The 15,408-nt window shown below is 37.8% G+C and carries 13 protein-coding genes; all 13 read right to left on the bottom strand.

Features of this window, described 5'->3' with window-relative positions; translation table 11 throughout:
- Positions 1-133: 133 nt before the first annotated feature.
- A complete protein-coding gene (locus DEX24_RS01130) occupies positions 134-4,468 on the bottom strand; it encodes a PolC-type DNA polymerase III (protein WP_109304556.1) in 4,335 nt (1,444 codons plus the stop codon).
- Between the two features lie 86 nt (positions 4,469-4,554).
- A complete protein-coding gene (locus tag DEX24_RS01125; protein ID WP_109304555.1) occupies positions 4,555-6,264 on the bottom strand; it encodes a proline--tRNA ligase in 1,710 nt (569 codons plus the stop codon).
- Positions 6,265-6,299: 35 nt separating this feature from the next.
- Positions 6,300-7,559: an RIP metalloprotease RseP gene (rseP, locus tag DEX24_RS01120; RefSeq protein ID WP_109304554.1), complete on the bottom strand. Its 1,260-nt coding sequence runs from the start codon at positions 7,557-7,559 to the stop codon at positions 6,300-6,302.
- Between the two features lie 41 nt (positions 7,560-7,600).
- Complete coding sequence (gene dxr, locus DEX24_RS01115; protein ID WP_109304553.1) at positions 7,601-8,746, bottom strand: 1-deoxy-D-xylulose-5-phosphate reductoisomerase; 1,146 nt, start codon at positions 8,744-8,746, stop codon at positions 7,601-7,603.
- 13 nt (positions 8,747-8,759) lie between these two features.
- The gene (locus DEX24_RS01110) at positions 8,760-9,554 is read right to left on the bottom strand and encodes a phosphatidate cytidylyltransferase (protein WP_109304552.1); all 795 of its coding nucleotides are present in this window, start codon (positions 9,552-9,554) and stop codon (positions 8,760-8,762) included.
- A gap of 4 nt (positions 9,555-9,558) precedes the next feature.
- Positions 9,559-10,347 carry an undecaprenyl pyrophosphate synthase gene (gene uppS, locus DEX24_RS01105; RefSeq protein WP_109304551.1) on the bottom strand — a complete coding sequence of 263 codons (789 nt, stop codon included), beginning with the start codon at positions 10,345-10,347 and terminating at the stop codon, positions 9,559-9,561.
- A gap of 141 nt (positions 10,348-10,488) precedes the next feature.
- On the bottom strand, positions 10,489-11,046 hold the full coding sequence (frr, locus tag DEX24_RS01100; protein WP_109304550.1) for a ribosome recycling factor: 558 nt from the start codon (positions 11,044-11,046) through the stop codon (positions 10,489-10,491).
- 25 nt (positions 11,047-11,071) lie between these two features.
- On the bottom strand, positions 11,072-11,785 hold the full coding sequence (gene pyrH / locus DEX24_RS01095) for a UMP kinase (RefSeq protein WP_109304549.1): 714 nt from the start codon (positions 11,783-11,785) through the stop codon (positions 11,072-11,074).
- 95 nt (positions 11,786-11,880) lie between these two features.
- Entirely contained in the window at positions 11,881-12,765 is an 885-nt protein-coding gene (gene tsf / locus DEX24_RS01090; RefSeq protein ID WP_109304548.1) for a translation elongation factor Ts, read from the bottom strand.
- Between the two features lie 93 nt (positions 12,766-12,858).
- Positions 12,859-13,575 carry a 30S ribosomal protein S2 gene (rpsB, locus tag DEX24_RS01085; protein WP_109304547.1) on the bottom strand — a complete coding sequence of 239 codons (717 nt, stop codon included), beginning with the start codon at positions 13,573-13,575 and terminating at the stop codon, positions 12,859-12,861.
- A gap of 146 nt (positions 13,576-13,721) precedes the next feature.
- Positions 13,722-14,297, bottom strand: coding sequence for a hypothetical protein (locus DEX24_RS01080; RefSeq protein ID WP_109304546.1), 576 nt, complete (start codon positions 14,295-14,297; stop codon positions 13,722-13,724).
- A gap of 9 nt (positions 14,298-14,306) precedes the next feature.
- The gene (locus tag DEX24_RS01075; RefSeq protein ID WP_109304545.1) at positions 14,307-14,597 is read right to left on the bottom strand and encodes an RNA polymerase subunit sigma; all 291 of its coding nucleotides are present in this window, start codon (positions 14,595-14,597) and stop codon (positions 14,307-14,309) included.
- Positions 14,598-14,612: 15 nt separating this feature from the next.
- Positions 14,613-15,383, bottom strand: coding sequence for a FliA/WhiG family RNA polymerase sigma factor (locus DEX24_RS01070; protein WP_109304544.1), 771 nt, complete (start codon positions 15,381-15,383; stop codon positions 14,613-14,615).
- Between the last annotated feature and the right edge of the window lie 25 nt (positions 15,384-15,408).

Genomic DNA, 15,408 nt, shown 5'->3' with positions numbered 1-15,408 from the left:
CCTCCTGACTTCTTGTTGTCGGTAATTGACAAAGAGAAAAGAGTGAGGAAGCCTCACTCTTTTTCCGTCGTTCTATTCAACAAAGTTATTGTTATAATTCTAACATAGAAAGCATTAAAAGGCAAGTTAACGCTTAGAATAGCGATAGTTGGTTTGCATCTGGCATACCTTCTAAACAGCCTAACTTGTCCATATACTCAATCAATGTTTTTGATACGCGTCCACGAATTTGCAAATCTTCTTTTGAGAGGAATTCACCATCTTTTCGAGCGCGTACAATTGCTTCTGCTACGTTATTTCCTAGACCTGGGATCGCATTAAATGGTGGAATTAATGATTCACCATCGATTTGGAATTCCGTAGCACTTGAGCGATACAAATCAATTTTTTGCATCTTCATTCCACGTTCTGTCATCTCAAGGGCTAGCTCTAATACAGTTTGAAGTGAACGCTCTTTTACAGAGGCTTCTAAGCCTTTCGCTTCAACCTCTTCAATTTTAGATTTAATCATTTCAGAACCATTGACCATGGCTATTAAATCAAAATCGGAGGCACGGACCGTAAAGTACGCACAGTAGTAGACGATTGGGAAATGAACTTTAAAATATGCGATGCGTACAGCCATCAATACATAAGCTGCTGCATGGGCTTTCGGGAACATGTATTTAATCTTTTTGCATGAATTAATATACCATTGTGGTACATTATTTTTTTTCATTTCTTCTTCCATATCTTCTGTTAACCCTTTACCTTTACGCACATGCTCCATAATTTTGAAGGCTAACGATGGTTCTAAATCTTGATAGATTAAATACACCATAATATCATCACGACAGCCGATTACTTCTTTTAACACACATGTACCATTTTCAATTAGTTCACTAGCATTACCCAACCAGACATCCGTACCATGGGATAAACCTGAAATTTGTACAAGTTCTGAGAAAGTTGAAGGTTTTGTTTCTTCTAACATACCACGTACGAACTTCGTACCAAACTCCGGAATACCATATGTTCCTGTTTTAGCCTTTATCTGCTCGTATGTGACACCTAACGTTTCCGGACCGCTGAAAATCCCCATTACTTCCGGGTCATCTGTCGGAATTGTTTTTGGATCGATTCCTGTTAAATCTAAAAGCATGCGAATAACAGTTGGATCATCATGTCCTAGAATATCGAGTTTTAAAATATTATCGTGAATCGAGTGGAAATCAAAATGAGTTGTCTTCCATTCTGCTGTCACATCATCTGCTGGAAATTGAATCGGTGTGAAATCATAAATGTCCATATAGTTTGGTACAACAATAATCCCTCCTGGATGCTGACCAGTAGTACGTTTAACACCTGTACAACCTTGCACGAGTCGATCGACTTCAGCTCCACGGAAATTAATATTATTGTCGGTACCATAACCTTTTACATAGCCATAAGCTGTTTTTTCAGCTACCGTACCAATTGTTCCTGCACGGAATGCATAATCTTCACCGAAAAGAATTTTTGTATAATTATGTGCTTGTGGCTGATATTCGCCACTAAAATTCAAATCGATATCAGGTACTTTATCGCCCTTGAAACCAAGGAATGTTTCAAAAGGAATATCATGTCCCTCTTTAGCATATGGAATTTCACATTGTGGACATTCTTTATTTGGTAAATCGAAACCAGATCCAACCGTACCATCATCAAAAAATTCTGCTGTTTTACATTGCGGACAAATATAATGTGGTGGTAACGGATTTACTTCTGTAATTTCCATCATCGTGGCAACAAGTGATGAACCAACTGAACCACGAGAACCTACTAAATAACCATCAATCAATGATTTTTTCACTAGCTTATGCGAGATGAGATAAATAACTGAGAACCCATGACCAATAATCGAATTTAGCTCTTTTTCAATACGCGCTGTCACAATTTCCGGCAATTCTGGTCCATAGATTTCATGTGCCATATCATAGGTCATATTACGAACATTGTCATCAGCACCATCAATTTTTGGTGTATACAAATCACTCTTAACAGGTACTACTTCTTCTATTGAATTCGCGAGGTTCTGCGAATTCGTTACAACAATTTCCTTCGCCAAATCATCATCTAGAAAGTCGAATGATTTCAACATTTCATCCGTCGTTCTAAAATGCACTTCTGGCAATTTATTACGATTCAATGGGTTTGCTCCCCCTTGAGAACGAATGAGTATATGGCGGAAAATCGCATCTTCTTTATGCAAATAATGTACATTACCTGTCGCGATTACTGGTTTATCGAGTTTCTTACCAATTTTAATTACTTTACGAATAATATCTTGTAAATTCCATTCATCTTTAATAAGTTCTGCTTCAATAAGTGGTTCATATACTTCCTTCGGATGAACTTCTAAATAATCGTAAAATTTCGCTACTTCCAATGCTTCATCAAATGATTTTTGCATAATGGTCGTAAAAAACTCGCCTTTACTACAGCCAGAACCAACAATTAAACCTTCGCGATATTTTTGTAACGTCGAACGTTTGACACGCGGCATACGGTAATAGGTTTCCAAATTAGATTCACTGATCAGCTTGAACATATTTTTTAAGCCATCATTATTTTGTGCAAGTACTGTACAATGCGTTGGTCGAGCCCGTTTATATGCATCTGCACCACCAATATTTTTATTGAAATCATCGTGGTAATCAATGCCTTTTGTCGTCGCTTCTTTTAATAGATGCAAGAGCAAGTAACCTGTTGCTTCCGTATCATAAATAGCGCGGTGATGTTGCGTTAATTCGATATTGAATTTTTTACACAACGTATTCAAACGATGACTCTTCATCTCCGGATGTAAAAAGCGTGCAAGTTCTAATGTATCAATTACTGGGTGATTAAAGTGATCAATATTGGCTTTTTTATACGCTTCATATAAGAAGCCCATATCGAAGGTCGCATTATGCGCGACAACGATTGCATCGCCAATAAAATCATGGAATTTCGTGATCATTTCCGTTACTTCGGGTGCTGTGCTTACCAGATCGTCTGTAATTCCAGTTAATTCAATTGTTGTTGCGGATAATGCGTGATGTGGATTGGCAAAGCTCTCGAATGTATCGACGACTTCACCATTGATAATACGCACTGCTGCTAACTCGATAATCGTGTCATAGGCAGCAGATAAACCGGTTGTTTCTACATCGAAGACGACAAATGTTGCATCTTCCAACTTCGTATGTTCCTCCTCGTAGGCGATAGGTACACCATCATCTACGAGATTAATTTCGATACCATAAATCACTTTAATACCATGTTTTTTTCCAGCATTATACGCATCGGGGAAGGATTGTGCAACACTATGATCCGTAATCGCAACAGCGGGGTGACCCCATTTTGCAGCTGCAGCGACCAGTTCGGCAGTCGGCGTCACAGCATCCATCGCACTCATCGGTGTATGCATATGTAACTCGACACGTTTTTCACCTTCTGGCGCTGTATCCTGACGAATATTCGGACGAATTTCTATAATATCCTGCGCCATAATAATCAAATCTCTTACAAAAGTATCATTTTGGACAGAACCTCGAACTTTAACCCACATACCTTTTTTTGCCATTTGCATCAATGCAGCATCTTCTTTATCACGCGAGAACATTTTCACGAGAATGGAATCGCTGTAATCGGATACTTTTAAAGTCATAAGTGAACGGCCACTTCGCAATTCCTTTACTTCAGCATCAAAAACAAATCCCTCAATAATGACGCGACGTTCTTCGTCTTGAATTTGATGGATTTCCATAAAATTCTCATCATTTTTAATCGGAATCCCTAATTGGAATGGACGATCTGTCATATCAACACCTGATGGGTTATCTTGGCGCTCTTTCTCACGTTTTTGCATATCAAGAACAGCTTTTTTTGAAATTTCTTCTTCCTCAATCCGACGCTGAGCGATGAAACGCTGTTGTTCTTCAGCCATTTCTTCTGTTTGGTCCTTCAATTGAAAATCAAAATGGAGCTTATCAAAACCAAAATCACTGTATGTTGCAGCTAACTTATCGGTATATTTATTTTTGAGTGTCATTTGTTCAAAATCTTGCACACAATTAATCACTAATTTTTGACCATTAAACTGTGGTAATTGTTTGCTCAAAATAGCACGTAGTGGAGGCGACAACTCATCTTGTTCTTCGATAATTTTTTGCCAATAATCATGGATTAACTTTTCATCGGCTGTTTTATCTACCGTGTCAAATTGTAATTGTATTTGTGCAATTTGAGAAAAGGCACGATCTAAATGGCTTTTAAATTTCACATATACATCAAATGGTAAGATCCCTTGGATTTTTAATGAAAAACGCCATACACGACTTGCTTTATTAACTGTTAGGCGATTAAGCTCACCATTTTCAAAAAACTGCATAATCGTATCATCTGTTAAATCAATTTGCTGTAATAGCATTTGAAAGCGTTGTTTTCCTTCATGTTCTGTTGACATATTTCCACCTACCTTCTTCTATAAAAGCAAAAGAAAGAAAGCACTAAAGCACTTTCTCCCCTTTTGTTATTCAACTGAATGACACATTAGATTTGTTGGAAAATATTGTTGATACGATCTACTACTTCTTCTTTCGCAATTTCGAATGTTTCACCACTATGACGAACCTTCACTTCAACGATTCCTTCAGCAGCTTTTTTACCAACTGTAATACGAATAGGCGAACCGATTAGATCTGCATCTGTAAATTTAACGCCTGCACGTTCTGCACGATCGTCGAATAATACGTCATAACGATATGATTTAATCGTTTTGTACAATTCTTCACCTAACGCTACTTGATCTTCATCTTTCATATTGACAGAAATAACATGTACATCATACGGCGTAACCTGTTTAGGCCACACAAAGCCATATGAATCTTGATATTGTTCAGCACACGCTGATAATATACGGGAAATTCCGATTCCGTAACAACCCATAATGAAAGGTTTTGCGCGCCCATTTTCATCTAAGAAAGTTGCTTTCATCGATTCAGAATATTTTGTTCCTAATTTAAAGACATGCCCCACTTCGATACCTTCAGCAAATTTAATAACACCTTTACCGTCTGGAGAAGGGTCTCCAACTTGGATAAAGCGAATATCTGCATACGTATCAATGGCAAAATCGCGACCTGGATTAACGTTGATATAGTGAACATCATCTTCGTTGGCACCAGCGACACCATTAGAAATTGATTTGATTGCATGGTCAGCAATTACTTTCACACCAATTGGTAATTTAACGGGACCTAGGCTTCCCACATGGCTTCCTAATAATTCATTAATTTCAGCATCTTCTGCAAGTTCAACTAATTCAGCACCTAATGCATTTTTCAATTTAATATCATTAATTTCATGGTCGCCACGAGCAAGCACAACGACTAATTCTTCATCAATTTTAAATACTAATGTTTTAATAATATTTTCAGGTACAACATCTAAGAACGTAGACACATCTTCAATTGTCTTTTGTCCTGGCGTTGCTACTTTTTCTAAGCCCTTCATATCAACTTCTGATTGTTTATAATCGATCTTCACTTCTGCCATTTCAATATTAGCAGCATAGCTTGAAGAATCTGAAAATGCAATTGTATCTTCACCAATATCAGAAAGAACCATGAATTCATGCGTACCTGCCGTACCACCAATCGAACCTGAATCAGCAATAACTGCACGGAAGTTTAGTCCAAGACGTGTGAAAATATTTGTATAGGCTTGTACCATTTCATTGTATGTTTCATCTAAACTTTCTTCAGTTGCATGGAATGAATAAGCATCTTTCATGATAAATTCGCGTCCGCGTAATAAACCGAAGCGTGGACGTTTTTCATCGCGGAATTTTGTTTGGATTTGGTATAAAGTTAGTGGTAATTTTTTATATGACTTCAATTCATCACGAATTAATGATGTCACAACTTCTTCATGTGTAGGTCCTAATGCAAAATCACGATTATTGCGATCTTTAATACGCATAAGTTCTGGACCATATGCTTCCCAACGACCTGATTCCTGCCATAATTCAGCAGCTTGTAATGTTGGCATTAAAATTTCATTTGAGCCAATTGCGTCCATTTCTTCACGGACAATTGTTTCAATTTTAGTGAGCATTTTTTTAGCTAACGGTAAATAAGAGTACACACCGCTCGTATTTTGGCGGATAAATCCGGCACGTAATAAAAGTTGATGTGAAATAACTTCTGCATCTGCAGGTACTTCACGCAAAGTTGGTATAAAAGTTTTTGACTGTTTCATGTATAAACCTCACCTTTGGCTATTCTATTTTTTAGTTAAAAGAAAAACTTCTGTATATCATTCCATGTGACGGCAATCATGAGCAGCATGAGGAGCGCAAAGCCCACGAAATGGATAATACCTTCTTTTTGTTTGTCGATTGGTTTTCCTCGAACTGCTTCGTATGCAAAGAATAATAAACGTCCACCATCAAGCGCAGGTAGTGGTAGTAAGTTCATAATTCCTAAGTTAATACTTAACATAGCTGCCCAGCTCATCAGTGTCATAAAGCCATATTTGGCTACTTCTTCTGTCGCTTTATAAATACCGACCGGACCTGATAATGAATCTAATGTAAAGCTACCCGTTACGAGCGTACCCAGTATTTCAACGATACGTACCATGAATGTATAGGTTTGCTCGAAACCATATGGAATCGCCATCAGCGGGTCTTTCTTATATTCAATACCATACTGTATACCAATTTGACCGATTTTTTCTTTGTTGACGGTCTTGGATTCAGGCGTCACTTTTACTGTTTTAATTTCGCCGTCGCGTTTAACGTCCAACGTGATTTCTTTGCCAGCATTTTCCTGAATCACTTCAGAAAGTTGCTCCCATTTCTTCACTGCTGTCCCATTTGCTGCAACCACTAAATCATCTTTTTGTACACCTGCAACTTGCGCAGGGCTATCTTTTACAACATTAGCAATGACTGCATCATTTGTCGGTATACCTTGCACAAACGCGATAATACTAAAGAAAATAACTGCTAATATAAAGTTGAATAACGGACCCGCAAAAATTGTCATAGTACGTTTTGGTAATGATTTTGCGTTAAATGTACGATCGTAAGGCGCGATGATTGTTTGTTGATTATTTTCTTCAATAATGGCATCGCGTGCCACTGAATAGCGTACTAATTTCTCGTCTTCATCATACCCTTCAATCCACAAGCCTTTTAAAAGATCTGCTTTTTCTACTTCTAAGAAGAGCATATCTGGCAACTGTTTGTTTTGGTTTAACACGACACGTGTAATTTCATCGGCGTCATTTAGTAAAAAACCAATACGATATCCCGGTTGAAGCTCAACCGTATCCATATCTTCTCCAGCCATTCGTACATAACCACCCATGGGTAGTAAGCGAATCGTGTAAAGTGTTTCTCCACGTTTTATGCCTAATATTTTTGGTCCGAAACCAATAGCAAATTCACGTACGAGAATACCTGAACGTTTCGCAAAAATAAAGTGACCTAGTTCATGGAAAAACACGATGGAGCCGAACACTAATATAAAGGCTATTATTGCTTGCATGTTCTCCCACCTTCTTCGAGTTGAAAAATTTTATACATGTATTATTTTAGCATGCTTTTAACGGTTTTTCTCGTTTCTTCATCAACATGTAAGATTGTTTCTAAATCTGGGTTTAAACTATTGTCATGTTGTTGCATCATACGATCAATGACGTCTTCAATTTCTAAGAACTTAATCTTACCATCTAAGAAGGCCGCAACTGCTGTTTCATTTGCTGCGTTCATCACGGTTAAGATTGTACCACCCATACGTCCTGCTTCATAAGCGAAACCAAGGCAACGGAAGCGATCAAAATCTACATTTTTGAAATTCAATTGACCAATTTTCGCTAAATCTAAACGTTGAGCATTTGGTCTAGGTAGACGCTCTGGATAGCTCAAAGCATATTGAATAGGCGTGCGCATATCAGGTGTGCCGAGTTGTGCCATCACTGATGTATCATGATACTCAACTAATGAGTGTATGATACTTTCTCGGTGAATGACAACGTCGATATCATCATAAGACATATCGTAAAGTACCGCTGCTTCTATCACTTCTAATCCCTTATTCATCAAAGTGGCAGAATCGATTGTGATCTTAGCACCCATCGACCAATTCGGATGATTTAACGCCTCTTTGACCGTAACATTTTTTAACTCCTCACGACTTTGATCGCGGAAACTACCACCAGAAGCGGTTAATATTAATTTGGAAATAGATTTCGGGTTTTCTCCGACCATCGACTGCCATAAAGCAGAATGTTCACTATCAACAGGTAAGATCGGTGCACCATATTTTTTTGCCTCCGACATCACTAAATGTCCTGCTGTCACAAGTGTTTCTTTGTTTGCAATAGCAATCGCTTTTTTTTGACGAATGGCAGCTAGTGTCGACTCTAATCCAACTGAACCTAAGACAGCATTCAGTAAATAACTCGAATCTTCATATGTTGCCACATCAATCAAGCCTTGTTTGCCAAAAGTAAAACCGATTTGTGGGAATTCTTTTTGAAGCGCTAATGCATCTTGCTCCAATTGAAGCGATACAAGCTTAGGTTGAAACGCTCGAATAATTTCCTTCGTTTTTTCAATATTTTTACCCACGGATAATGCCGTAATTTGAAATTCCTCTGGATGTTCTTTGACAATATCTAATGTTTGCTGACCGATTGATCCAGTAGCACCTAATAAACTAATTGATTTCATTGTATAAATCCCCTTATCCTATGAAGTGTATGAAATATAATAACGGCAAGACGAATAATAGACTATCAAAACGATCTAAAATACCACCATGCCCAGGTAAAATTTTCCCTGAATCTTTCACTCCATAATGACGCTTAATTGCAGATTCGACTAAATCACCTAATTGACCAAAAATTGACGCTACGAGAGCGACTACTAATAGCAGACCATAATTGATATCTAGGTCGGCAATAGCTTGGAATATAACAGTCGCAATTAACGCTACGACAATACCACCAACAAAACCTTCGATTGTTTTCTTAGGTGAAATTTCTGGCCATAGCTTATGCTTACCTAATTTTCGACCAATAAAGTATGCGCCAGAGTCAGTTGTCCAAACAATTACAAGTGCGAAAATAATGTATTCAACACCAGAGGCACGTGTTTCGATAAAATAATGGAATCCTAATCCGACATAGAATACACTGGCAATAATAAAAGCGACTAGATCAAACGTAAATTTATTTTTCACAAGTACTGTATAGATCAATAACAGTACAACAAATATTGATACATACTCTAACTGTGAATATGTAGTAACTTCCTGTACTTTTTGTGCAATATCACGCGGCATTAATAAAGCAAATAGGGCTAATAAGCCGATGATTCCTGGTATTGTGAAGAGTGATAACCCCTTCATTCTTAGCATTTCAAAAAGCCCTACCGCTGCCATTGCATAGACCAAAATCGTAAATGGTAAATTACCATAGACGACAAATGGAATGAACAAAGCGGCAGCGATTACGGCTGTAATAATACGCTGTTTCACTTTTTTATTCTCCTTTTAATCCACCATAACGGCGATTGCGTTTTTGGAAGCTTTCCACCGCTTCAAGTAGTGTTTCGGCTGTGAACTCTGGCCAATGTACATCGGTAAACCAAAATTCGGTATACGCTAGTTGCCAGAGTAAAAAGTTGCTCAAACGAATTTCACCGCTCGTGCGAATCAATAAATCTGGCTCAGGTAATTTCGAAGTCATTAAATGCTGGGCAATTAAATCTTCATCAATGTCTTGTGGTTCAAGCGTTCCTTCTTGAACCAGTTGTGCTAATTGCTGAACAGCTAAAACGATTTCACGACGTCCTCCATAATTAAAAGCGAAGTTTAAAATCATACCTGTATTATTTTTTGTTTCTTCTCGCGCCTTGCCAATAGCTCTGTTCGTATAATCTGGTACACCTTCTTGTTCGCCAATCATTTCAACGCGAATATTCAATTCCATTAACTCTGGAATGAATGCTGTCAAAAACTCTTCTGGAAGTCTCATTAAAAACTCGACTTCCTTTGAAGGCCTTTTCCAATTTTCTGTCGAGAAAGCGTATAAAGTAATTGCGCCTACCCCCATACTATTTGCTGCGCGTGTAATACGACGAATATTTTGCATACCTTCACGATGACCTACGAATCGCGGCAACGCTTTTTTGTTTGCCCATCTCCCGTTACCATCCATAATGATTGCTATATGATTGGGCACGTCTTCAAGGTTTAAATTAGTCATTCGTTGCTGAATAGATTGCTGCTGAACTTTATGTGATTTTTTCCATCCGAGTTTATCTAACATTTAGAATCCTCCACTAGCTTACAAGTCGGAACGTATACTGTCTCTATCATAACAAAAATAAGGATGTATTTCCTCTTTCTTATTAAAAAAAGACGTCCCTTTTTAATTAGGACGCCTCATAAAGTACAAAAGTTCTAATAATTAAACATCTAGAATTTCTTTTTCCTTTTCTGCAGCTACAGCATCAATTTTAGTAATGCTATCATCTGTAAGCTTTTGAACATCCTCAGAATAACCACGTAAGTCATCCTCAGTAATTTCTCCAGCTTTTTCAAGTTTTTTGAAGTCATCATTCGCATCACGGCGTACGTTACGAATACCGATTTTTGCTTCTTCTGCTTCTTTTTTAACTTGTTTTACAAGTTGTTTACGACGCTCTTCAGTTAATGCAGGAATTGCTAATCGAATAACATTGCCATCATTTGTTGGTGTAATACCAATATCTGATTTCATTAATGCTTTTTCAATTTCCCCTAAAACTGATTTATCGTATGGTGTAATTACTAATAAACGTGCTTCTGGTGTAGCGATCCCTGCCATTTGAGTTAATGGTGTTGGTGCGCCATAATATTCAATGCTAATGCGATCCAATAAAGATGCATTGGCACGGCCTGCACGAATACCACCTAGAGTACGTGTGAACGCCGAGATTGTTTTAGACATTTTGTCTGCTGCTACATCTACAACTGATTTAGACATTTCAAGTTCCTCCTGCTATTTATATTTATTTACTTACTACTGTACCAATTGCTTCACCTAATACTGCACGTTTAATATTACCACTTTCTGAAAGTGAAAATACAACTAATGAAATATCATTATCCATGCATAGTGTTGAAGCAGTTGAATCCATTACTTGAAGACCTTGTTGAATCACTTCTAAATAAGTTAAATTATCATATTTAACTGCTGTTGGGTCAAGTTTTGGATCTGCTGAGTAAACGCCATCAACATTATTTTTAGCCATTAATATTACGTCTGCATCAATTTCTGCAGCTCGTAATGCAGCTGTTGTATCCGTTGAAAAATAAGGATTACCAGTACCTGCAGCAAAGATTACTACGCGTTTTTTCTCTAAATGACGAACCGCTTTACGACGGATATAAGGTTCTGCAACTTGCGTCATCACGATTGATGATTGTACGCGTGTTGGGACGTCTAAGTTTTCAAGAGAATCTTGTAAAGCTAGTGCGTTCATAACGGTCGCTAACATGCCCATATAGTCAGCATTCGCTCTTTCCATGCCCATTTCGGCACCGATTTTACCTCTCCAAATGTTTCCGCCACCTACTACTAAAGCGACTTCTACACCTAGCTCTACGACATCTTTAATTTGTTGGGCTACAGATTTTACAATCTGCGGCGAAAGGCCAAAACCTTGATCACCTGCTAAAGCTTCACCACTTAATTTAATTACAACGCGTTTATATTGCGGCATTTTCTGGACCTCCATCATACTTTTTTGTGGAAAAATAGGGAACACGAATAGCTTGTGCTCCCTAAATTTATTGCTATATTGTATGCAATTGGAAATTAGTTACCTTTTACTTGGTTCATAACTTCTTCTGCAAAGTTATCTTCGCGTTTTTCAATACCTTCGCCGACTTCATAACGTACCATTGAAGTAAGTGTACCGCCTAATGAAGCAATGAAAGCTCCAACAGTTTGGTCTGGGTTTTTAACGAATGGTTGGTCAAGAACACAGATTTCTTTGAAGTATTTATTTAAGCGACCTTCAACCATTTTAGCAACGATATTTTCAGGTTTTCCTTCATTTAGAGCTTGTTCTGTTAATACTTTACGCTCATGTTCTACTTCTTCAGCAGAAATTTGGTCATGAGAGATGTATTTAGGGTTTAAAGCTGCGATATGCATTGCAACATCTTTAGCTGCTGCTTCATCAGTAGTACCTTCGACAACAGTAAGTACGCCAATGCGTCCGCCCATGTGTAAGTATGCACCGAATGCATCGTTGTCTGTTTTTGTTTCAATAACAAAACGACGTAAGCTTAATTTTTCACCAATTGTAGCAATTGCTGTAGAAATGTGAGCAGAAACAACAGCGCCATTAGACATAGTTGATTCTAAAGCTGCTTCAACAGTTTCAGGTTTAGTAGCTAATAAATGATCAGCCAATTCTTTAACTAACACTTGGAAACCTTCGTTTTTAGCAACAAAATCAGTTTCAGCATTTACTTCAAGTAAGATTGCTTCGTTACCTTGTTCTAGGATGAAAGTAGTACCTTCAGCCGCAACGCGGTCAGCTTTCTTACCTGCTGCTGCAAGACCTTTTTCACGTAAAAAATCTACAGCTGCAGCGATATCTCCGTCTACTTGTACTAATGCTTTTTTACAATCCATCATACCAGCACCAGTTTTTTCGCGTAATTCTTTAACCATTTGGGCAGTAATAGCCATGATTGTTTCCTCCTATAAATTCAATTTATATTCTCAAAAAAAGGTGATAAGAGGGTTTAGCCGCTTATCACCTTTTCCAAACTTGCTCAGGAATTACTCAGCAGCTTGATCAGCTTGAGCTTCTTCTTCACCTTGTTTTGACTCCATTAAAGCATCAGCCATTTTAGAAGTGATTAATTTAACTGCACGAATAGCGTCATCATTTGAAGGAATAACGTAATCGATTTCGTCTGGATCACAGTTAGTATCAACCATTGCTACTAAAGGAATGTTTAATTTGTGAGCTTCTGCTACAGCGATACGTTCTTTGCGTGGATCTACTACGAACATAACGTCTGGAACAGCTTTCATATCACGAACGCCGCCTAAGAATTTAACAAGACGAGCATGTTGTTTTTTAAGTTGAACAACTTCTTTTTTAGGAAGAACTTCGAAAGTACCGTCTTCTTCCATTTTCTCGATTTGTTTCATACGAGCAACACGTTTTTGAATCGTACCGAAGTTAGTTAAAGTACCACCTAACCAACGTTGGTTGATGTAGTAGTTACCTGAACGCTCAGCTTCGTCTTTGATTGCATCTTGAGCTTGTTTTTTTGTACCAACAAAAAGAACTTTACCACCATCAGCACCAACTTGGCGCATGAAATCGTAAGCTTCCTCTAATTTTTTAACTGTTTTTTGTAAATCGATAATGTAGATACCGTTACGTTCCACAAAGATGAAGCGTTTCATTTTTGGGTTCCAACGGCGAGTTTGGTGACCGAAGTGTACACCAGCCTCTAGTAATTGTTTCATTGAAATTACTGACATTGTATTGCCTCCTAATAGGTTTTGTATTTTTTTCCTCCGCATCCATCAATTGCATGAGAACTCTTTATAAAAGAGCACCACTCCTTGCATCAGAATGCGTGTGTAATTAACACCATTTTTAATGGTATCATAGCAAAGTTTTTGTTTCAAGTATTTTTAAGGTTTTTATTCTGAAATTTTATCAATAATTCAATTTCAGTCTTTCCTTTTTGCATTTTTTTTGCAATACTGTCAATCGATTGACCTGCTATATACATCTCTTTAATTTCTTGTTCGGGTGTTTTAGGTGGTACTTGTGGCTGTGTATAGGCATTTTTAACATAAGCTTTTGGCGCCGTAAAAGCGGTATTTTGTTGTTTTTGCTGTGTAGCTATCACGGGTGTAGCTGTATGTTGAAATGACTCATCTGCTGGCTGTTCAATACCTACTTGAGGTTCTTTGTCCGTTACATGATGCACGTCATCATTTGATGACTCTGGCTGCTGAGACGCTGTTATAGACTTCTCTTGTTGCGGGCTATAACGCTTCATACTCGCGATTAGACGATCATTGTCATCTTGTATATCCGTTAGAAAAGCTGTCATCGACGATTCCATTTCTTCGATCAAAAGCTCTTGTTGACGATCATTTTGTTTAAAACGATTCATCTTCATATACAACAAGACGATAAAATAGAAGCTCAACATTTGTAAGACAAACAACGCGAATATGATTATTTCCATAGAGAACTCCTATCCACTAAAATCAAAAAGATTCCCTTTATACGGATGTTTTGATTGTGGTTCTTCATTTTCTTGTTCTTTTCTATCTTTTTCTTCATCCTGAGGATGGTCATGTCTCAGATCATTATGCAGTTCTTCAGATGCTAATAATAATGTATGATTTTTTTGGAGTTGTTTATTCAAAGATTCATTTGCAAAGGCTTGTCCGGCATGAACCTGTTGCTGTGCCTGATCTTGTTGCTTCCCCGCATCAAAGGTCTTTGGTATAGCAATTTGTAGTTCTACCCCTTTTAAACTCATAATCAACCACCTCCATTAAGCATTTTTCATTTCCTCACTTAAAAGATTCTTCAACTTAAATAATGATTTAGAATGGATTTGTGAAATGCGTGAAGTCGATAGTCCCAGCACTTCACCAATTTCGGTTAATGTGAGCTCGTCTGTATAAAACATACTCAATACAAGTTGCTCTTTGTCATTTAACTTTTTGATATTTACAGCTAAATCTTGCAAGAGTTCTAATTGTACAGCCACTTGCTCTGGTGTTTTAGTCACCTCGTCACGAATGACAAAGCTTCTACCTTCTGAATCATCAAAATCCTGTAGTTGCTCATCGATTGATAATACGTTTGATACGAGATGCTCTTGCATCGTTTGGTACACTTCATTGATTGGTATATCCAGTTCCGCCGCTACTTCTTCCGCCGATACATGACGTTGTAATCGCTGTTCCATTGCTTCGATTTTCGCTTCAAGTTTTTTTGTTTTTTCTCGCGCCGAGCGAGGAAGCCAATCTTCTTTACGTAAACCATCAATGATTGCACCACGAACTCTGAATGATGCGTATGTATCGAATTTTAAATCTCTCGAAATATCAAATTTATTTAGAGCATCAAATAACCCCATCATGCCAAGGCTCATCAGTTCATCGCGCGAAACACTTTTTGGTAACCCCGTGCTAATTCGCTGTACATGATACGACACAAGTGACTTATATTTTTTCATTAATAAATCACCTGCACGAGGATCTTTATGTGCGGACCAATCTTGCCATAATTTTAGTTCTTCAGTTGACGTTGATTGCATCTGCTAATCCCCCATTTCTTGAAAT

This window comes from Kurthia sibirica (genome assembly GCF_003143975.1).
In the GTDB taxonomy this organism is placed as follows: domain Bacteria; phylum Bacillota; class Bacilli; order Bacillales_A; family Planococcaceae; genus Kurthia; species Kurthia sibirica.
This window is presented reverse-complemented; position numbering and strand designations above follow the sequence as displayed.